Consider the following 20518-nt stretch of genomic DNA (forward strand, 5'->3'; position numbering starts at 1 on the left):
AACGGAGTATTTTTTTATCCCTTTACGCTGGCTTTCTCTGTTTGCAAAAGCACTGTTTTATTTGACTCGTCATGATTCTTGTTAGTTTATGTACAGCTTTTCTGTTTCTAATTATGTTAAAGTAACAATACTCATAATCATCTGAAATGAACCATAGATGGCAAGGCTAATAAAGGTAGCAAACATCGTTTTCCTCGGCGATTTAACAATATAATTCCCAATGGTGATTGCTAAATATAAAAATACGGCAAACATTAAAATTTTATACATAACTAGATCATATTTAGACATCCATTCCACGATTGAATATCCACTCCATAATATCAACTGTAAGAGAATTGCTGTATAAATCTTCAAGGAACTTCACCACCTTTTTCTATAATCATTTCTCTTCGATCGATTATTTATATTAGTAGTAGTATATGATAAACAACCTTTCAATATGAAAAAAGGGTTCCGCAGGTGGAATACACTTCGCTTTCCTGTGGGCTCATCTACGAGCTTCCTCGTTTCACTGCTGGGTCTCGTCTTTCTCGCATTCCCATGGAAGTCTTTCGTGTATTCTGACTGCTCCTTAATTTAAACATGGACATAAAATAAAACTGGTAGCCCTTCTTTCCATGCGCCATGATGTGAATATAATTAGTGTGGAGGTTTTTGGGTTCTACTACAATGTTGGTGTTTGTTCATGGGAATCTGAGCTGCTGTTGCAGCAGTAAACTGTCAAGCGTTTTCAATTAACTTGATTGAGGTTTAAATAATGGGCTAATATATTCTTCGCATTTAAAAAAATATTCCTTTTTACTTTCTTGGTCCATTGTTATTGTTTTTCTTTTAATACCCTTCTCGCTTTCTTATTAAGCCTGTTTTTTAACGAGAATAATTTCCCTTTTATGCTTTTCTAAAGGAAAAGAGAAAGTGCATCAACACCTAAAAACCGCATATTCTTGAATATCCTAGTGTAAAGACCTGCTAATTTGTTTATCTGTGTATTTCGTGCTTTTACTTAAATCCCCTTATTCCCATACAAAAAAACCCACTTATAAAAAGTGGGTTTTTGAAAAAATAATTATTTAATAATATGGATTGGGCTTCCGATTGCAACTTCTGCAGCTTCCATTGTGATCTCTCCAAGTGTTGGATGAGCATGGATAGTCATTGCTAAATCTTCTGCAGTCATTCCAGACTCGATTGCTAAGCCAAGTTCTGCAATCATATCAGATGCGCTAGGGCCAGCAATTTGAGCACCGACAACTAAACCATCTTCTTTACGAGTGATAAGCTTCATAAAGCCTTCCCCTTGATTAAGAGCAAGTGCACGGCCATTTGCAGCAAATGGGAATTTGGATGCATTTATTTCTAGGCCAGCTTCTTTTGCACTTTTTTCTGTATGACCAACTGTTGCTAATTCTGGTTCTGAGAATACAACAGCAGGAATTCCAAGATAATCAATTTCTGCAGGATGTCCAGCAATTGCTTCTGCTGCAATTTTACCTTCATAAGAAGCTTTATGTGCTAGTGGTGGTCCTTCAATTACGTCACCAATAGCAAAAATATTGCTTACAGTTGTTCTGCATTGTTTATCTGTTTTAACTAGTCCGCGGTCAGCTAATTCAATGCCGACTTGTTCAAGACCTAGTTCATCTGTATTTGGTTTTCTTCCAACCATTACAAATACATAATCAGCTTCGACTTTTTTCTCTTCACCTTTTGCTTCATATGTTACAACAACTCCAGTGTCAGATTCTTCCACACCTTTAGCCATTGCTTTTGTAATAATTTCTGCACCTTTTTTCTTTAAGTTACGTTTAACTAATGCAGACATTTGCTTTTCAAATCCACCAAGGATTTCGTCAGCACCCTCTAAGATAGTAACTTGTGTTCCAAAGTTAGCATAGGCACCACCAAGCTCAGTACCTACATACCCTCCGCCGATTACTACAATTTTTTCAGGAATCGACTCAAGAGCAAGAGCTCCAGTAGAATCAAGTACACGTTTTGTATATTTAAATGCTGGAATTTCAATAGGACGAGATCCAGTTGCAATAATAGCATTTTTAAATGTATATGTTTGAGAAGATTTTTCATCCATTACTTTTAAAGTATTGGCATCAACAAAATATGCTTCCCCTTTAACAATATCTACTTTATTTCCTTTTAAAAGCCCTTCTACTCCGCCAGTAAGTTTTTTAACAACTCCGGCTTTCCATTCTTGAACTTTAGTAAAATCAACTTTTACATTTTCAGCTGTAATTCCAATATCATCAGAATGTTTAGCTGTTTCATAACGATGACCTGCAGCAATTAATGCTTTTGAAGGGATACACCCAACATTTAAACAAACTCCGCCAAGCACGTTTTTTTCTACAATTGTTACTTTTTGTCCTAATTGTGCTGCACGAATTGCTGCAACGTATCCACCAGGACCTCCACCAATGACTATAGTATCCGTTTCAATAGGAAAATCTCCAACTACCATACTCTTACGCCTCCATTAACAATAGTTCTGGATCGTTTAATAAACGTTTAATGTGATTCATTGCATTCTGAGCTGTTGCTCCATCAATCATTCTGTGATCAAAGCTTAAAGAAAGTGCTAGTACAGGAGCAGCAACAATTTCTCCATCTTTTACAATTGCTTTTTCAGCAATTCGACCAATACCAAGAATAGCTACTTCAGGGTGATTAATTACTGGAGTAAACCATTGTCCACCAGCTGATCCAATGTTAGAAATCGTACAAGAAGCACCTTTCATTTCAGCAGGAGCTAATTTACCTTCTCTTGCTTTTCCAGCTAGTTCATTAATTTCATTCGAAATATTAAAGATACCTTTGCGATCTGCATTTTTTACAACAGGAACCAATAGACCTTTTTCTGTGTCTGCAGCAATTCCGATATTGTAATAATGTTTATGAACGATTTCACTCGTTGCATCATCCAATGATGTATTTAATGCTGGGAATTCTTTTAAAGCACTAGTTAATGCTTTAACAACATATGGCAAGAACGTTAATTTAATGCCTTTTGCAGCAGCAACATCTTTGAATTTTTTGCGATGAGCCACAAGTTTGGATACTTCAATTTCATCCATTAACGTTACATGTGGTGCAGTATGTTTCGAGTTAACCATCGCTTTTGCAATAGCTTTTCTAATTCCACTCATTTTTTCGCGAGTTTCTGGGAATTCGCCTTCTGGAATAGATACTGTTGCCGGTGCTTCTGGAGCCGGTGCTGCAGTAGTTTCAGCAGGAGCAGCTTCAGGAGTTGCTTCAACTTTTGCTCCACCATTTAAGAAAGCATCAATGTCTTCTTTTGTAACTCTTCCATTTTTACCAGATCCGGAAACCGTACGGATATCCACACCTTTTTCACGGGCATGTTTACGTACAGAAGGCATTGCAATGATTCTTTTGTTCGGATCCACTTCAGCAGCTTCAGGAGCTTTCGCTTCAACAGGCTCTTTGCTTACATCTTGACCAGCTTCAGCACTTGATTGAACTTGTGCTTCTGTTTTTGCATCAGCTTTTGGTGCTTCTTCATCACCATGGTCACCTTTAAATTGAAGGTCTTCGTATCCAGGTGCATCAAATGTAATTAGTACATCGCCAACTACAGCTACAGTACCTTCTTCTACTAACACTTCTTCTACAGTACCTTCAACTGGAGATGGGATTTCTACTACTGCTTTATCATTTTGAACTTCACAAAGCACATCATCTTCTTGAACTTTGTCACCTGGTTTTACAAACCATTTTACAATTTCGCCTTCGTGAATTCCTTCACCGATATCAGGCAATCTAAATTGAAAAGCCAATATAATTCAACCTCCTACAGTTATTACAAATTTGTTATTAAATTTCTTATGTGATGATTAACGAAACCGATATTAGAAAGTTAGAACTTTTTTAGCAGTTTCTACAATATCTTTAAAGTTTGGAAGCCATACTGTTTCTGCTTGAGTAAACGCAAATACCGTGTCAGGTGCTGTCACACGTAGCACTGGTGCTTCTAAGCTAAGAATCGCACGATCGTTGATTTCAGCTACAACATTTGCTGCAATACCAGCTTGTTTTTGCGCCTCTTGTACAACAACTGCTCTTCCTGTTTTTTCAACAGATGAAATAATTGTTTCAATATCAAGCGGGCTGATTGTACGCAAATCAACTACCTCTACTGAAAAGCCTTCTTTTTCTAATTCTTCTGCAGCTTTAATGGATTCTTGAACCATTGCTCCATAAGTAATAATAGAAAGGTCTTTCCCTTCACGTTTTACATCCGCTTTTCCTAATGGAATGGTGTATTCTTCTTCCGGTACATCTTGACGGAATGAACGGTATAATTTCATATGCTCTAAGAAAATAACCGGATCGTTATCACGAATAGCGGAAATTAATAATCCTTTTGCATCATAAGGTGTTGATGGAATAACAACTTTTAGACCAGGTTGTTGTGCCATTAATCCTTCTAAGCTGTCTGCATGCAGTTCTGGTGTATGAACACCGCCGCCAAATGGAGAACGTATTGTTACTGGTGAATGGTAGCGACCGCCTGAACGGTAGCGCATACGTGCCATTTGACCAGAGATACTGTCCATTACTTCATAAACGAATCCAAAGAATTGAATTTCAGGCACTGGACGGAAGCCTTGTAAACCAAGACCAACTGCTAAACCACCAATTCCAGATTCTGCTAGTGGAGTATCAAATACACGATCCTCACCGAATTCTTTTTGAAGACCTTCTGTAGCACGGAATACACCGCCGTTTACACCAACATCTTCCCCAAATACTAATACATTCGAATCGTTGCGTAATTCTGTGCGTAACGCATCAGTGATTGCTTGAATCATAGTCATTTGCGCCATGGCTTACTTCGACTCCTTTGCTGCATAAATTTCATATTGTTCTTTTAAGTTAGCTGGTAGCTCTTCATACATTATATTCATTAAATCTGTAACTTTTTGTTTTGGTGCGCCATCAGCAAGTTTGATTGCTTCTTTAATTTCGTCTTTAGCACGTTCGATTACTGCATTTTCTTTTTCTTCACTCCAGATGCCTTTGTTTTCAAGGAACTTGCGAAAGCGTACTAATGGATCTTTCTTTTCCCATTCGCTGTCTAAATCTGCTGTACGGTAGCGAGTTGGGTCATCTCCAGCCATTGTATGTGGACCATAACGGTACGTTAATGTTTCAATTAAAGTTGGTCCTTCGCCATTAACAGCTCTTTCACGTGCTTCTTTTGTAGCAACATATACTGCTAATGCATCCATACCATCTACTTGAATTCCAGGGATACCTGCAGCAACTGCTTTTTGTGCGATCGTTTTAGCAGCAGATTGTTTTTCAACAGGTGTTGAAATAGCAAAACGGTTGTTTTGAACCACAAAGATTGCAGGAGCTTTAAAAGCACCAGCAAAGTTAATTCCTTCATAGAAATCACCTTGTGAAGCCCCGCCGTCACCTGTATAAGTAATGGCTACTGCTTGTGCCCCGCGTTTTTTCATCCCTAAAGCTACACCAGCAGTTTGAACATACTGTGCACCAATGATAATCTGAGGGGAAATTACGTTTACACCTTCAGGCATTTTATTTCCTAAGAAATGTCCACGAGAGAACAAGAATGCTTGATGTAATGGAAGTCCGTGCCAGATTAACTGAGGAACATCACGATATCCTGGCAGAATAAAATCTTCTTTTTCTAAAGCAAATTGGGAAGCCAATTGAGAGGCTTCTTGACCAGCTGTTGGTGCATAAAACCCTAAGCGTCCTTGTCTGTTTAAAGAGATAGAACGTTGATCAAGAATGCGAGTGTATACCATACGAGTCATAAGCTCTTGTAATTGCTCATCACTTAAATCCGGCATTGCAGATTCATTAACAACTTCGCCCTCTTCATTTAAAATCTGAAGTGTTTGGAATTGATTTTCCACTTGTTCAAGCTGTGATTTCACATCTAACTGTGCCTTCTGTGTTTTAGAAGCCATTTAAGCCACCCTTTCCTTTTAAAAGACTAATTGCATCCTTCATTAAGATTATTTATGTTATACTAACTAAGTAATAGAGAACGCTTTCTCGACTCTCCTCTAAAATACTTTAATCAATATAAAAAACTATACTTTTTAGTTTTCCACAAAAGTTGCAAGAAAAAACGTCTTATCATTAATTCGGTTTTCATAAATTCTGTATCAATAAATTAATATAAATTATTAATACAACTTTTTAATACATTTATAAGTTTAATATACTTAAATATTATCCGTCAATCTTTATGTACTATGTTTTTCCGGTTAAATAACTTTTTTTATTTTCTCTTTTTTTCTATCTGTACTATTATCCTAATCGATTCTGTACTATACAGATAAAACTATTAACAACTGTGCTATAATAATAACCTTTTTTAAATTTTCTCTCAAATTATGTCGAAAGCTGTTGTAAAAGGATTTTCACAGCTAATTTTACTCATTTTCATCTTTTTTTACAAAAAAAAAGCTCACCCATACTAATCAATAAAAACAGGGATGTTTCGGACATGCCCTATTTCTTGTTAGTTAAGTGAATACCTTTTTATTCTTCAATTATTTATTTTGCTCATCTACTTTTATTTCTATTCCCGCTTGTTTATAAAAAGCAAGCTTTAAATCATTGTATTCCTTCGTTAAAGAATTAAATTGTTTGTTCTCTTCAAGGACCTTTGCATATATATCATTAATTTTTTTTATTTGTGATTCTAAATCATCTATACTTAAATCTTTTTCTTTAAACAATTTGTATAATTGTTCATCTTGTTGAAGCCCTTTGGAATAATTCCCATAAAGTTTCTCATGAACATCATAACGATCCATCATCGTTTCATAAAGTTCGTCTGCTTTTGCTTTTAATTTTTTGTCTTCCAAATCTTCTATATCTTTTCTTACTGTTTCAAATGTTTCTTTTGATTTTTTTATGCTTTCTTCCTCTTTATCCATAAAATCTTTTCTTTTAGTTATAGAAGCAAGCGCCTGATCAGAAAGTTTTTTTATTTCGTCCATTTTGTCTAAATCAAGTGCTACAATTTGAGAATATAAGTCTTGTTCCTTTTTTTCTAAAGTTACTAATGGTTCTTGTTGTTCCTCGAATTCTTTTTCTGCTTTAACCACTTTCTCTAACTTAACATATATTTTTTCACTAGGGGTTTGAAAATTAAGACACCCTGACAAGAGTAATGTCAACCCTACTATCATAATAAATGGTATTCCTTTTGCCTTCTTCAAACTTTTTTCCTCCTCACTCTCTATTTCACTATATATATTCTTTGTTTTTTTTACAAATGGATTTTTTCTTTTATAAATGTTTAACCTTTTAAAAGTGCATCTATTTCAATTTACTAGCTTGTCCTCATTTATATTACTAATTTAATTAATTATTGTACATATTCTGTCCCTGTCTTTTCTTAATGAGCAAGACAAACAAATTAATTCACCTTTAAAACTGCCATTTTCTATACGAAATAATACTTTTCCAATTAACTTTTCAGCTTTTGTCTGTTAGACTAAAAATGTATGAATGTATGTGTAAAGGAAGTGATTAGTTTGTTAACGATGAATGATATTATTCGTGACGGACACCCCACATTGCGAAAAGTGGCAGAAGAAGTAAATCTCCCAGCAAGTGAAGAAGATAAAAGCACACTTAGGAGCATGATGGAATTTCTTATTAATAGTCAAGACCCTGAAACCGCTGAAAAATATGGCTTAAGAGGAGGAGTAGGACTAGCTGCTCCACAAATTAATGTTTGCAAAAGAATGATAGCAGTTCATATCAAAGATGAAACAGGAAAACTATATAGCTATGCACTTTTTAATCCGAAGATTGTTAGTCATTCTGTAGAAAAAGCCTTTTTAACATCTGGTGAGGGCTGCTTATCTGTTGATGAGTCTATCCCAGGCTTTGTTCCTCGATATGCAAGAATAGCCATTAAAGGGACTGACCTTGATGATAAAGAAGTAAAGCTGCGTCTTAAGGGATTGCCTGCAATTGTTTTTCAACATGAAATTGACCATTTAAATGGTGTTATGTTTTATGATCATATTAATGAACAATTCCCATTAAATCCAATAGAAGATGCAATTGCTATCGAAAGGTAATTTTTATTTTTTCGGTTTGATTGAAGTGGACATGCGAGACTCCTGTGGGATTGGTTAGATAAAAAGACCTAAGGAGGCTCATCGCACGCCCCACAGAAAACAACCCCTATTTATAAGGAATAATGTTTGCAAACAAACACCCAAAAAGACTTAGCAATCACCTGTAATAAACATCTGAATAAAGTAAAAACTAGAAAAGTATGTGTTTATCGATGGTGTGGCCATATATTTATTCGAGTATATGGCTCATTCTTGATTATTCATTTTTCACTAATAAATCATCTACCTATTTTCCTCTTTCTAAATTTTCCCATGATAATTTTTTCTATTTTTCCATATAATAATATTATAAATTACTATATAGATCTTATTTGAGCATTTATTCATTCATTATTCTCATCATTTTTATCCTTTACTTTAAAGAAAAATTCTCATTTTGTTATTTTGAATAAACTATTTTTGGACAAAATATGCGATTATTTAAGTAGAACACTTTACATTGGACAAGAATGGTTTAAAATATAGGGTAAGGAGATGATCCACTATGTTGAAGAAGCTAAGAAAGAAGCTCTTAAAACAGTGGAAAGACTTATTAAGAAAAAAAACAATTGCCTAAACGTTACGGAAAATTTCTATTAAGGTCAGGCCCCACATGCCACCATGATAATAATAGTGAGTAAATCCATTATTATTACAAATTTTGTGGCTTAGGGGCCGGCCTTTTGTTTTTTATAAAAGACTGTTTTCATTCCAGATAACGTATGGAATCTCAATTTGTTTACTATTGTAATATACATAATATATATTTAATTAATGCATTTGAAGGTTAAAAAACAATATGCATCCTTTTTTACTGACTATAAGATACCTTAGAAACTAGAATTAACACTTCGTCATGTAAACAGGTATTGCTTAACCAACAATCCTGTTAGTTATGAATGGACGACAATTTGTCTATCTTAATACTAACTAACGGTGTAGAAAGATAAAATTATTGTTTTTCCACCCTTCTTACTTCTTATATTCGATATATTTTATACCTGGATTTGCTATTAAAAGAAAAAACATGAAAAACATGTTAACTTTTTATATAATATAATTAGATAATACTATTAAGGAGCGATTTATTATGATTTTTAAAGTATACTACCAAGTTTCCAAAATGGAGGTACCAGTAAGAGAAAAAACAAAAACAATTTATGTTGAAGGTGTTTCAGAAAGAGACGTTAGAACAAAATTGGAAAACAAACCATATAATATTGAGTTTATTACTCGTGTAGACGGTGCATTCTTAGAATATGAACAATTAAATGAAGACTTTACAGTATTGGAGATTGAATAATGAAATTTGTAAAAAATGATCAAACAGCTGTATTTGCTCTAGGCGGACTAGGGGAAATCGGTAAGAACACCTATGGCGTTCAGTTTCAGGATGAGATTATTCTAATTGATGCGGGAATCAAATTCCCAGAGGACGAGCTTTTAGGAATTGACTACGTTATTCCAGACTACAGTTTTCTTGTGAAGAACGTAGATAAAATTAAAGGCTTATTTATCACTCATGGTCACGAAGACCATATTGGTGGTATTCCATATCTTCTAAAACAAGTAAATATTCCGATTTATGGCGGGAAACTTGCTCTTGCATTAATAAGAAATAAATTAGAAGAACATGGTCTATTAAGACAAACAACTCTACATGAAATACAAGAAGAAGATATTATTAAATTCCGCAAAACATCAGTATCTTTTTTCCGTACTACACATAGCATCCCAGATTCTTACGGTGTTGTAGTTAAAACTCCTCCAGGACAAATCGTTCATACTGGCGATTTTAAATTTGATTTTACTCCAGTTGGAGAACCAGCAAATTTAACGAAAATGGCTGAGATTGGAAAAGACGGAGTGCTTTGTCTTCTCTCTGATAGCACCAACAGTGAAGTTCCAAACTTTACAATGTCAGAAAGACTTGTTGGAGACAGCATTCAAGATATTTTTAGAAAAGCAGATGGCAGATTAATCTTTGCAACATTTGCATCTAATATTTATAGGCTTCAACAAGTAACCGATGCAGCAGTCGAATTTGGAAGAAAAGTCGCTGTATTCGGAAGAAGTATGGAAGCTGCTATTAATATAGGGTTAGAGTTAGGATTTATCCAAGCTCCTAAAGAAACTTTTATTGAACCGCAGCAAATTAACCGTTTACCTGCTAATAAAGTAACAATCCTTTGTACAGGAAGCCAAGGAGAACCTATGGCAGCTATGTCTAGGATAGCGAATGGAACACATCGTCAAATTCAGATTATCCCTGGAGATACGGTTATATTCTCTTCTTCCCCTATTCCTGGAAATACAATTAGCGTAAACAGAACAATTAATATGTTATATCGTGCTGGAGCAAACGTAATTCATGGACCATTAAATAATATCCATACGTCAGGACATGGTGGACAGCAGGAACAAAAATTAATGCTTCGATTAATGAAGCCTAAATTTTTCATGCCAATTCACGGTGAGTTTAGAATGCAAAAGATGCACTCTCAGCTTGCAATTGATTGTGGAGTTAAAGAAGAAGACTGCTTTATTATGGATAATGGAGAAGTTCTTGCTCTTTCAAATGATACAGCACAAGTTGCTGGTAAAATCCCATCAGGTTCCGTTTATATAGATGGAAGTGGAATTGGAGATATTGGCAATATCGTTTTAAGAGATCGTCGTATTCTTTCAGAAGAAGGATTGGTTGTTGTTGTTGTAAGCATCAATATGAAAGACTTTAAAATCAGCGCCGGTCCAGACCTTATTTCTAGAGGATTTGTTTATATGCGCGAATCAGGTGATTTAATAAATGATGCGCAAAGTTTAATTAACAAACATTTAAATAAAGTTATGGAACGCAAAACAACACAATGGTCTGAAATAAAAAATGAGATTATCGAAACCCTATCTCCTTTCCTTTATGAAAAAACAAAACGCAGACCTATGATCCTTCCGATTATAATGGAAGTTTAATCTGTTACTGGTATAAAAAAAGCACGCAAATTGCGTGCTTTTTTATTTCACTTTAAGCTAAATTAAATCAATCAAGACATCACTTTTTTCTCAAAACGATTAATATCAGAATCTGCACCGATTACGATTAAAACATCATTTTCTTTTATCGGTTCCGTTGCCATTGGGGACACAATAATCTCTTTATCCCGTTTAATAGCAACAATCGTAATGCCATACCGAGCACGAATATCCAAATCGATCATCGTAAAACCATCTAACCTGCTGCTTGCTTTTATTTCGACAATACTATGTTCATCTGATAACTCTAAATAATCAAGAACATTATTAGATACAATATTGTGCGCTATCCTTTTTCCCATATCTCGCTCTGGATGCACGATGGAATCTGCACCTATTTTTTTTAAAACCTTCTCATGATAATCATTTTGTGCTTTAACCGTAATATTGTTTACACCCAATTCTTTTAAAATAAGAGTAGTAAGAATGCTTGCCTGAATATCATCGCCTATTGCGACGATAACATGCTCAAAATTACGAATACCTAAGCTTTTTAAAACATTCTCATCAACTGAATTCCCAACAACTGCATGAGAAACAATATTTGCAAATTCATTTATTCGCTCTTCATTTCTATCAATTACCATTACTTCCATTCCAAGCTCTACTAATTCTCGACAAATACTGCCGCCAAACCTTCCTAATCCGATTACTGCAAATTCTTTTTTCAATACTTAAATCCTCCATATAACTTCTCATAGTAATTGCTATGATTAAGTAAAATTCACTCATCCTCGCTAATTTATAAAAGGCAGACGTGGATAATAACTTCTTAATCTCTTCTAAGAATACTCATCCTTTTTGTTCAGAATAACAACTTTCTCATCAGAAGTTCTTTCGTATTGTACATAACCAATTTTTATTGTTTTGTAATTTTGACAGTTGCATCTGAAGGCGTAATTCCATTTTCTTTATCACTAGACAAATCACCATATTTACGCTCGATTTCTGCATAATGTATCACTTTATTCTGCTTAAGAAAAACAATTAAATAAATATCATCTCGTGAATCGATGCCACTAGGATCTTTGAATTTCACACCTAACTGTTCATTTATACTTTTTTGTGATGTATATGGATTAAAAATATATGCTTTATCCCAAGAAAAGTCCGTCACATCAGTTAAATCCATTTCTTTTGCATCATTTTTGTCCATAGCAGACATAATTGATTTTCCAAGCTCATTATTATTCTTGCCACTACTTTGCGAACAGCTCGCTAGTATCATGAGCGATATAAACAATATAATCAATTTCTTCAACAAACCACTCCTAAAAAAATCTTGCAAATAACGATAATTCAAGCTTATCATACTTTGAAAATTTGCTCCAACCACTCAAAAAGAGATTGCTTGATTTTTTCCAAAAAATGACCATTCCTCTTGTTCAATGTGTAAAAAGGTCAGTAAGAAAAAATACAAGAAAACCAAATTTATGGTACACGAAAAAAGAAACAGATTCCAATCTTTTTAGCAGACAGCTGCCAGAATACAAGTAGACTCCCGTGGGAATGCGAGAAAGACGAGACCCCGCAGGAAAGCGAAGTGTATTCTGACTGCGGGCTTATCGAGAGCGCATTGTTTCAGGGTAGTCTATTTTAACCAACTGCCTATATTCGACATACTACTATATTGCTTTTAACATTTTATATTGAGCTTCCACTAAATGATAATAAATACCTTTTTTATGCATTAATTCAACATGCGACCCTTCTTCCACCAAATTCCCATGATCCAATACAATGATTTTATCAGCATCTCTAATTGTAGAAAGACGATGAGCGATCATTATTGCTGTTCTGCCATTTAATAATGTTTTCAATGCTTTTTGTATCTTTACTTCTGTTTCTGTATCAATACTCGCTGTCGCTTCATCCAAAATCAGTATCCTTGGATTTGCCAGCAATGCTCTTGAAAAAGACAATAATTGTCGTTGTCCAACTGATAAAATATTCCCTCTTTCTTCTACTTCCGTATCATATTTATTTGGGAGTTTGTCAATAAAACTATGTGCACCGATTGCTTTTGCTGCATCCATCACTTCTTGATCGCTGGCATCAGGGTTTCCAAACCGAATATTCTCCATAATTGTTCCAGAAAAAATAAAGGTATCTTGTAAAACAATACTAATTTGACTGCGTAAAGACCGCAAAGACATAGCTTTCATTTCCACTCCATCCACTGTTATCATTCCACCAATTGGATCATAAAATCTGCTGATCAAATTAGCGATCGTCGTTTTCCCAGAGCCAGTATGTCCAACTAAGGCTACTGTTTGGCCAGCTTTAATATCAAGATTTATTCCATTTAACGCTTTTCGCTTTTCATTATATGCGAACTCAACATGATAAAACTGAATATGGCCAGTGAGATCCTTTACATGAACTGGATTGTTCATTTCCGATACGTTTGGACGTTCATCTAAAAATTCAAAAATACGTTCAGATGATGCCATTCCCATTAACAGTTGATTATATACAGTTCCAAGACGGGAAATTGGTTCCCAGAACATACCTAAATAAAAAGCAAACGATACAAAAACACCGATACTCATATCTGTTTTGAGCAAATAGGAGCCATACCATATCAGTACTGCTGTTCCTACAGCATTTGTTAATTCAACAAGTGGACGAAACATTGCATTCTGTTTTGACGCATTTCTCCAGCTCTCAAAGCTTTCCAAATTGAGTCCGTCAAAAAACATCATATTTTCCTTTTCCTGGGTGGAAGACTGCGTAACCCTAATACCTTGGATACTTTCATTTAAATGGGAATTTAACTTGGATTGTTTTAACCGAACAACTTGCCATGATCTTCTAATCTTTCTTCTGAGAGCAGTGGAAATAAAAAACATAACCGGAATAATAATCAATACTGCTAAAGACAATTCTGGGCTTAATGTCAACAATATACAAAATATCCCGATTAATAATATAACATCCATTAGTATATTAATAACACCGTTCGTAAACAGTTCTTGAAGTGAATTAATATCATTCATAATTCTTACAAGAATAGACCCTGCTGAACGTTCATCAAAAAAACGATGCGATAATTTTTGAACATGTGTAAATAAATGTTTTCGAATATCATATATAACATTTTGCCCTAATGTATTCATCCACTTGATCCGAAAATAATTCGCCACATAAGATGCTAAATATAAAGCTGCAATTATTACCACTAAATGAACTAGCTGAGTGCTATCTTTATTTTTGATTGCTTCATCCAATACATAGACACCTATTAAAATCGGAATAATTAGCCGAACAAACGTTGTAATGAGCACAGCTAAAATAGATAAAGGCAATAACTTTTTTTGATATGGTTTCATATAGCTTAATAAACGCCACATTTGCTGCCAATTAAATGGTTTTTCAATTACATCATCTGTTGTATATTTAAAGCGATTCATTACATTCGCTTGCAGTTTTTTTTTATTTATTGCAGTCAAAATTAGCCCCCCTATTGCGCTTGAATTTCAGCTACTTTCTGTTTATCCTGAAATTGAATATCATAAATTCTTCGATATGGCCCAAAATGTTCAATCAACTGTGTATGAAGTCCTCTTTCTACTATTCTGCCATCTTCTAAAACAAGTATTTCATCTGCATGTTTAATAGAAGAAATACGATGAGCAATGATAAAAGTTGTTTTATTAGCCATTACTTCTTTCAGCTGGTTTTGAATAATAAACTCTGTTTCCATATCGACAGCACTTGTTGCATCGTCAAGTATTAAAATGCTAGGATTTACACAAATTGCTCTTGCAATCGCAATTCTTTGTTTCTGACCACCTGAAAGCCCCATTCCTCTTTCACCTAACATCGTGTCATAACCATCGGGCAATTCCATAATAAAATCATGAGCTTGAGCCCTTTTACTGGCATCTATGATTTCTTCCATCGTAGCATCTGGTTTTCCATAGGATATATTACTTTTTATAGTGGAGGAAAATAGAAAAGATTCTTGAGAAACGATACCTATATTACTTCTTAATGTATGTAGATCATAATTTTCTACATTTATGCCATCCACTCTCACTTCACCTTCTGAGGCTTCATAAAACCTTGTTAATAATTGTGTAATGCTTGTTTTTCCAGAACCTGTACCGCCAATCAATCCAACTATTTTTCCAGAAGCTACTGCAAAATTAATATGAGAAAGTGCCTCTTCCTCTTTCGTTGCATAAGTTAAAGAGACATTACTAAATTCAATTTCTCCCTTTATGCGATTTGTATGCACCACATCTTTTCGATTTTCAATAATATTATCTTCTTCAAGAATTTCAAGCAGTCTCTCCCCAGAAGCTTTTGCCTGCGAAAATTGATTCACAACAAATCCTAAATTCATAATTGGCCATATAATATATCCTAACAGGCTATAAAAAGCGACAAGTTCTCCTAGTTGAAGCTTATTATTTATGACTAGAAATCCTCCGTAAGAAATTAAAAAAACAACACTGCAATTTCCCAAGAACTCCATTAAAGGAAAATACTTCGACCAAATACTAGAAGTGAATAAATATTGCTGTTTATAATCTCCATTAAAATCATTAAATTTCTTTACTTCAAAATCCTCTCTCGAAAGCGATTTCACTGTATTGATTCCACTTATATTTTCTTGTACTTTTGTATTTAATTTACCGAATGATTTCCTAATTCCTCTAAAAGCTGGATGAACTTCCTTGTCAAATTTAAATGTTACAAAAGCTAAAAAAGGAAGCGAAATGAGTGTTGCAAATGTTAAAGAAACAGAATAATAACACATAACAGAAAAACTGACAGTTATTAAAAGAATAAAACGAATGAACTCTGAAAACCCATAAGATAAAAAGAAACGAAAGCCTTCAACATCTGCTGTTAATCTAGACATTAAATCTCCCGTTTTGGCATTATCATAATAGCTAAAAGGTAAATATTGAAGCTTCTCATATAATGAATTCCTTAATTGATAAACCGAACTTATTCCAAATAAATCTCCAGTATATTGTTGTATGTACGTAGCAATTCCTTTAATCGACATTATTAGAACAAAACCAATAGCTAAGTATGGAACCCATTTATACTTTCCTTCTATTACTACTTCATCAATCGTTAATTGCAGAATAATCGGATAACTCACTGTAATAGCTGTCACAATAATTAAAAAAAGAAGTGAGCATATAAAATATTTTTTAAATGGTAAATAATAATATCTTAACTTTTTGAAAGTTCCCAATCATACATTCCCCCTCTTTTATCAGATTTACATAAATCTATTGTTTTGAATCATTTAGTAAAAAAAGATGCAATCTTAATATACCGGTTTTCGAAGTATTTTTCCACTTGTTTTTTCCAATTCACATATTTTTTTAAAAATATTTATTATTTTAATATTTTAATCAACTGCTTTTTATACCAATGGAAGGTTTGTTTTTTATTGAGGGGGTTGCTTTCCACTACGGGTTGCTTCGCTTTCCGCGGGGCTAAGCTTGAGCCTCCTCGGCATGCCTTGCGGGGTCTTTAGCCTTCCCACATTTCCCGCAGGAGTCTTCGCACCCTCCGTTACAAGCAATCTGTTTTAGAATAAGTTCTTGTCTTCGAATTTCATTACAAGGTATGATGACTAAATACTAGTAGGGTTGATTTTTTTTTAGAAAATAAGAAAGGATAAAATTTTTGAACTTAGATGAGTGTCTAGCTTCGCCGTACAGGATGTACAAGTGCCGGCCAAGACATAAGGACGTGGCGTCTTTAGCCGGCCAGCGCCTAGCCCCAGTGAGTATTGCCTCCAGCCTCTAAAAGTAAAAAACACTTTTTGAGTCTGGAGAACATTTTTCTTCGAGGCTAAACAAGGCGCTTGTGCTTTTCTTATGGGGTTGCTTTCCACTACGGGTTGCTTCGCTTTCCGCGGGGCTAAACTTGAGCCTCCTCGGCGTTGCCTTGCGGGGTCTTTAGCCTTCCCACATTTCCCGCAGGAGTCTTCGCACCCTCCGTTACAAGCAATCTGTTTTAGAATAAGTTCTTGTCTTCGAATTTCATTACAAGGTATGATGACTAAATACTAGTAGGGTTGATTTTTTATGTTATTATCCAACGTTGTTTTATCAAAATATTCCACTTTTAGTCTATTCTATAAGGTGGGTGTTTTTCCAGTTCATCGACAGCAACTAATGAATCAAAACTGCTTGATTGGAGTGTAAGGTGCGAGACTCCTGTGGGATTAGCGGGTTAGATGAGACCCCACAGGCGCAAGTGAGGCCACTGAAAAACCTATTGTTTTTCTTTTAGTAATTTACGATAGAAAAAAAAGAAAGCTTTTTGTCAAAAATTTGACAGAAAACTTTCTTTTTTTGCCTATTTTCTTTCGTATTCTTTTCTATTTGTTGTCTTTTTCTTGCATTAATTTGATTATTCGTTTGAGATTGGTAGCGAATATCGCTGTCGCTCCTTGAATTTGCATACCAAATAAACCCGAGGAGGAGGCTGTTTCATACCCGTGTCTGTGTTTTAGTTCACTATTTTTCGCTTCAATCTTATAGCGAGTTTTCGCTAGTTCTTTGAATTTTTCCGTACCTTGAAATTCCTCCTGTTCTTTATGTTCCGTTGATTTGATGGTCACAGAATAGGACTTACTTTTCGCTCCTTCTTTATAACATCCTTCACGAAAAGGACAAACTTTACATTTTTCAATATCAAAAAGGTACTTGATTCGAGGGTTTTTATCTTGATTCTTTCGCTCATCATATTTTTTTTGAATAGCCATATGACCTGCATTGCAGACATACATTCCCGCATCTTTGTTAAAGGAAAATTTTTCTTCTTTTGTCCTTGCTCCATGGGTAATATGAGGATGTAATTTAGAAACAAGTTCCAGCTCATTTTCTTTCGTATAGCGAATATTATCTTTCTCGGAGTAAGCTGCATCCCCGATAACTGTATCTATTTTCATTCCTGTCTCTTTACTTTTCTTTATTAACTCTTGAAGATATTTTCCATCGCTTTTTTCGCCTGTTGTCACTACTGCCGCTGTTATAATTCGCTCATCACTCATCGCGATATGTGTTTTATATCCAAAGAAAGAAGAATCCTCTGATTTATGCCCCACACGTGCATCTGGATCCGTTGAAAAATGTAGTTGTTCTGTATAATCTTCCACCACTTCTTTTAGCACATTCAGTTTCTCTTTAACGGCAGGGATGGAAGCGACTTGTGGTTCGGATTCCACAACAGAAATGATGTCTTTACAGTAATCCAACTCCTCTTTTACTTCATTAGAAGTTGTTTTCTGCGGGAATTTTTCTTTGATGGATTCGTCTATTTGATAGACGGCTTTTCGGACATTTTTGGATTTTTCTTGTAAAAATTCTTTCGGTGACTTTTGATTATAACGCGCTTTTGTATGGGTAGCATCTACAATAATGGTTTTACTTTTCATGATTTCTTTCTCCAATGCAATCTCCACTGTCTTGCCGATTAGCATATCTAATAAACTCACGTCTTGAAGACGGAGTTTACGAAATTTCGTTAACGAGCTTGGATCAATGACGGCATCTTCTGGTGCCATATCGAGAAAGAATTTAAACGACATATCGTACCGAGAACGTTCCACTACATCTACATCTGACAAATCAAAAATTGATTTTAGAAGGAGATACTTGAACATACGGATCGGCGGCTCGGCATGGCGACCATTTACCAGACAATATTTTGTCTTTAATTCTTCGAGAACGAATGAGAAATCCACTAGCTCATTTATTTGGCGAAGCATATTATCCTTTGGAACAACGAAATCATAAATAGATAAAAACGGACTAAGTGTGAAAGATTCTTGATTGGAAATCATTTTATATACCACCTACATACATTTGATCTCTTCATTATAAAACAAAAGGCAGTCAAAAGGTCATTTAGAATGAACTTTCGACTTCCTAAGTAAAAAAAAGGACTTTTTCAGTGGCCTCGCGCAAGTGCCGAGGAGGCTCATCGCACGCCCCACGGAAAGCGAACATCCTGAAACGAGAATCTTGCCCCTATTTGTAAGGAATAATGTTAGAAAAAAAACACCAAAAAGCACGAATCAATCATCCTTCTCTAATTGCTCTAAACCAAGTTATGGCAATACATGAACAGGAATTTATAACTGCGAAGGTTGAGTTATTAACTTAAAAAATATTCACCTACACGTTTATTAAAACGAAGACAGGGAATAAAACAATATGATTTTTTTCAAATTAGTTTTCTAAAAGGGAAGTGAAAAAATGGATGTAATATCGACATTTGGAGATCGTTTACTAGATTATGATTGGGAAGGACTTCTTATAAAAACAGGTGTTATTCTAATAAAGCTGATTGTAATAGTTCTTATTTACATAATTGCAAAAAAAATTGCTGGCACATTTATTACGAAAATATTCCTTTCTTTTCAAGAAAAGAATTCTATTTCAAAAGGAAGGGCATTTACTTTAGAAAGTTTAACCCAAAATCTAATATCTTATCTGCTTATCTTTGTATTAATTGTAACCATTCTTCAAACCTTTGGCATACAAGCAACAGCTATTCTTGCTGGTGCAGGAATCATTGGGTTGGCAGTCGGTTTTGGTGCACAAGGACTTGTTAGTGATATTGTAACAGGTTTTTTCCTTTTGTTAGAAAAACAATTAGATGTAGGTGATTCTGTTGTTGTTGGTGATTTTTCGGGTACAGTAGAACAGGTTGGATTACGCACTACGCAAATTCGTTCTGCTGATGGGACTCTTAATTATATCCCTAATAGAGAAATTACCACTCTCAGCAATCAGTCAAGAGGAGATATGCAAGCACTTGTTGATTTCTTAGTTTCAACGGAAAATGATATACCTAACACGCTTCTTATCTTGCAGAATGTTTGTGATTCTATAAAAAAACACAATCCGCTTGTGACGGATGGCCCCCAAGTTGTCGGTATTCAGGAAATAGGACCATCAACTATTACCATTAGAATTATTGCAAAAACCGCAAATAATGAACAATTTGGTATCGAGAGACTAATCCGCAAAGAAGTAGTAGAAGCACTTGATATAAACGGAATAAATATGCCTTCTTCTTCGCAAGTGCTTTTAGCTAAAAATTAAATTATACTGTTAACACTGAATTTTTATTATTTCCTCAAAGTCCTCAGGTAACATTTACCTTAGGGTATCATTGTTTATTCTGGCTGTGCTGTGCTTCCATGAAAAAAACAACATTATCATTTAATAAAGCTCATTCTAAATAAATGAGGGGACTTTTTTACAGCCTAAAAAGACGAGAAGCAAAAATATTTCTTCTTCTCGTCTTTTTGATAGTATCTTCATTCCACCATAATT

At 34.7% G+C, this 20518-nt stretch carries 15 protein-coding genes; 4 read left to right on the forward strand and 11 right to left on the reverse strand.

Going from position 1 to position 20518, the window contains the following annotated elements; translation table 11 throughout:
* Positions 1 to 111: 111 nt before the first annotated feature.
* The 6 genes from AC5LWL_RS15510 to AC5LWL_RS15535 form a co-directional block, all read right to left on the reverse strand.
* The gene (locus AC5LWL_RS15510) at positions 112 to 357 is read right to left on the reverse strand and encodes a hypothetical protein (RefSeq protein ID WP_493435152.1); all 246 of its coding nucleotides are present in this window, start codon (positions 355 to 357) and stop codon (positions 112 to 114) included.
* Between the two features lie 712 nt (positions 358 to 1069).
* A complete protein-coding gene (gene lpdA, locus AC5LWL_RS15515; RefSeq protein ID WP_493435153.1) occupies positions 1070 to 2479 on the reverse strand; it encodes a dihydrolipoyl dehydrogenase in 1410 nt (469 codons plus the stop codon).
* A gap of 4 nt (positions 2480 to 2483) precedes the next feature.
* Positions 2484 to 3815, reverse strand: a complete 1332-nt coding sequence (locus AC5LWL_RS15520) for a dihydrolipoamide acetyltransferase family protein (protein ID WP_493435154.1) — start codon at positions 3813 to 3815, stop codon at positions 2484 to 2486.
* Between the two features lie 72 nt (positions 3816 to 3887).
* Positions 3888 to 4865 (reverse strand): alpha-ketoacid dehydrogenase subunit beta, encoded by a 978-nt coding sequence (locus tag AC5LWL_RS15525; RefSeq protein WP_493435155.1) that lies wholly within the window; start codon positions 4863 to 4865, stop codon positions 3888 to 3890.
* 3 nt (positions 4866 to 4868) lie between these two features.
* Entirely contained in the window at positions 4869 to 5984 is a 1116-nt protein-coding gene (pdhA, locus tag AC5LWL_RS15530) for a pyruvate dehydrogenase (acetyl-transferring) E1 component subunit alpha (protein ID WP_493435156.1), read from the reverse strand.
* 591 nt (positions 5985 to 6575) lie between these two features.
* Positions 6576 to 7250 carry a YkyA family protein gene (locus AC5LWL_RS15535; RefSeq protein ID WP_493435157.1) on the reverse strand — a complete coding sequence of 225 codons (675 nt, stop codon included), beginning with the start codon at positions 7248 to 7250 and terminating at the stop codon, positions 6576 to 6578.
* A 318-nt stretch (positions 7251 to 7568) separates the two neighbouring features.
* On the opposite strand from AC5LWL_RS15535, the gene def reads away from it, so the two are divergent.
* The 3 genes from def to rnjA all read left to right on the forward strand — a co-directional run bounded on the left by def (position 7569) and on the right by rnjA (position 11132).
* A complete protein-coding gene (gene def / locus AC5LWL_RS15540) occupies positions 7569 to 8123 on the forward strand; it encodes a peptide deformylase (protein WP_493435158.1) in 555 nt (184 codons plus the stop codon).
* A gap of 1129 nt (positions 8124 to 9252) precedes the next feature.
* On the forward strand, positions 9253 to 9465 hold the full coding sequence (locus AC5LWL_RS15545) for a DNA-dependent RNA polymerase subunit epsilon (RefSeq protein ID WP_493435159.1): 213 nt from the start codon (positions 9253 to 9255) through the stop codon (positions 9463 to 9465).
* Positions 9465 to 11132 carry a ribonuclease J1 gene (gene rnjA / locus AC5LWL_RS15550; protein ID WP_493435160.1) on the forward strand — a complete coding sequence of 556 codons (1668 nt, stop codon included), beginning with the start codon at positions 9465 to 9467 and terminating at the stop codon, positions 11130 to 11132. The genes AC5LWL_RS15545 and rnjA overlap by 1 nt, the downstream gene beginning before the upstream one ends.
* A gap of 71 nt (positions 11133 to 11203) precedes the next feature.
* On the opposite strand, the gene AC5LWL_RS15555 is transcribed toward rnjA, so the two are convergent.
* From AC5LWL_RS15555 to AC5LWL_RS15575, 5 genes are all read right to left on the reverse strand, one after another.
* The gene (locus AC5LWL_RS15555) at positions 11204 to 11863 is read right to left on the reverse strand and encodes a potassium channel family protein (protein ID WP_493435161.1); all 660 of its coding nucleotides are present in this window, start codon (positions 11861 to 11863) and stop codon (positions 11204 to 11206) included.
* A gap of 188 nt (positions 11864 to 12051) precedes the next feature.
* Positions 12052 to 12453: a hypothetical protein gene (locus AC5LWL_RS15560; protein WP_493435162.1), complete on the reverse strand. Its 402-nt coding sequence runs from the start codon at positions 12451 to 12453 to the stop codon at positions 12052 to 12054.
* A 364-nt stretch (positions 12454 to 12817) separates the two neighbouring features.
* Positions 12818 to 14605 (reverse strand): ABC transporter ATP-binding protein, encoded by a 1788-nt coding sequence (locus AC5LWL_RS15565; RefSeq protein ID WP_493436622.1) that lies wholly within the window; start codon positions 14603 to 14605, stop codon positions 12818 to 12820.
* 50 nt (positions 14606 to 14655) lie between these two features.
* Positions 14656 to 16410, reverse strand: a complete 1755-nt coding sequence (locus AC5LWL_RS15570; RefSeq protein WP_493435163.1) for an ABC transporter ATP-binding protein — start codon at positions 16408 to 16410, stop codon at positions 14656 to 14658.
* A gap of 1140 nt (positions 16411 to 17550) precedes the next feature.
* Positions 17551 to 19017 (reverse strand): IS1182 family transposase, encoded by a 1467-nt coding sequence (locus AC5LWL_RS15575; RefSeq protein ID WP_493434008.1) that lies wholly within the window; start codon positions 19015 to 19017, stop codon positions 17551 to 17553.
* 415 nt (positions 19018 to 19432) lie between these two features.
* On the opposite strand from AC5LWL_RS15575, the gene AC5LWL_RS15580 reads away from it, so the two are divergent.
* Positions 19433 to 20284, forward strand: coding sequence for a mechanosensitive ion channel family protein (locus tag AC5LWL_RS15580; protein ID WP_493435164.1), 852 nt, complete (start codon positions 19433 to 19435; stop codon positions 20282 to 20284).
* The last annotated feature ends 234 nt before the right edge of the window (positions 20285 to 20518 follow it).

The sequence above is a fragment of the Niallia sp. WK069_GA_01 genome, assembly GCF_983173855.1.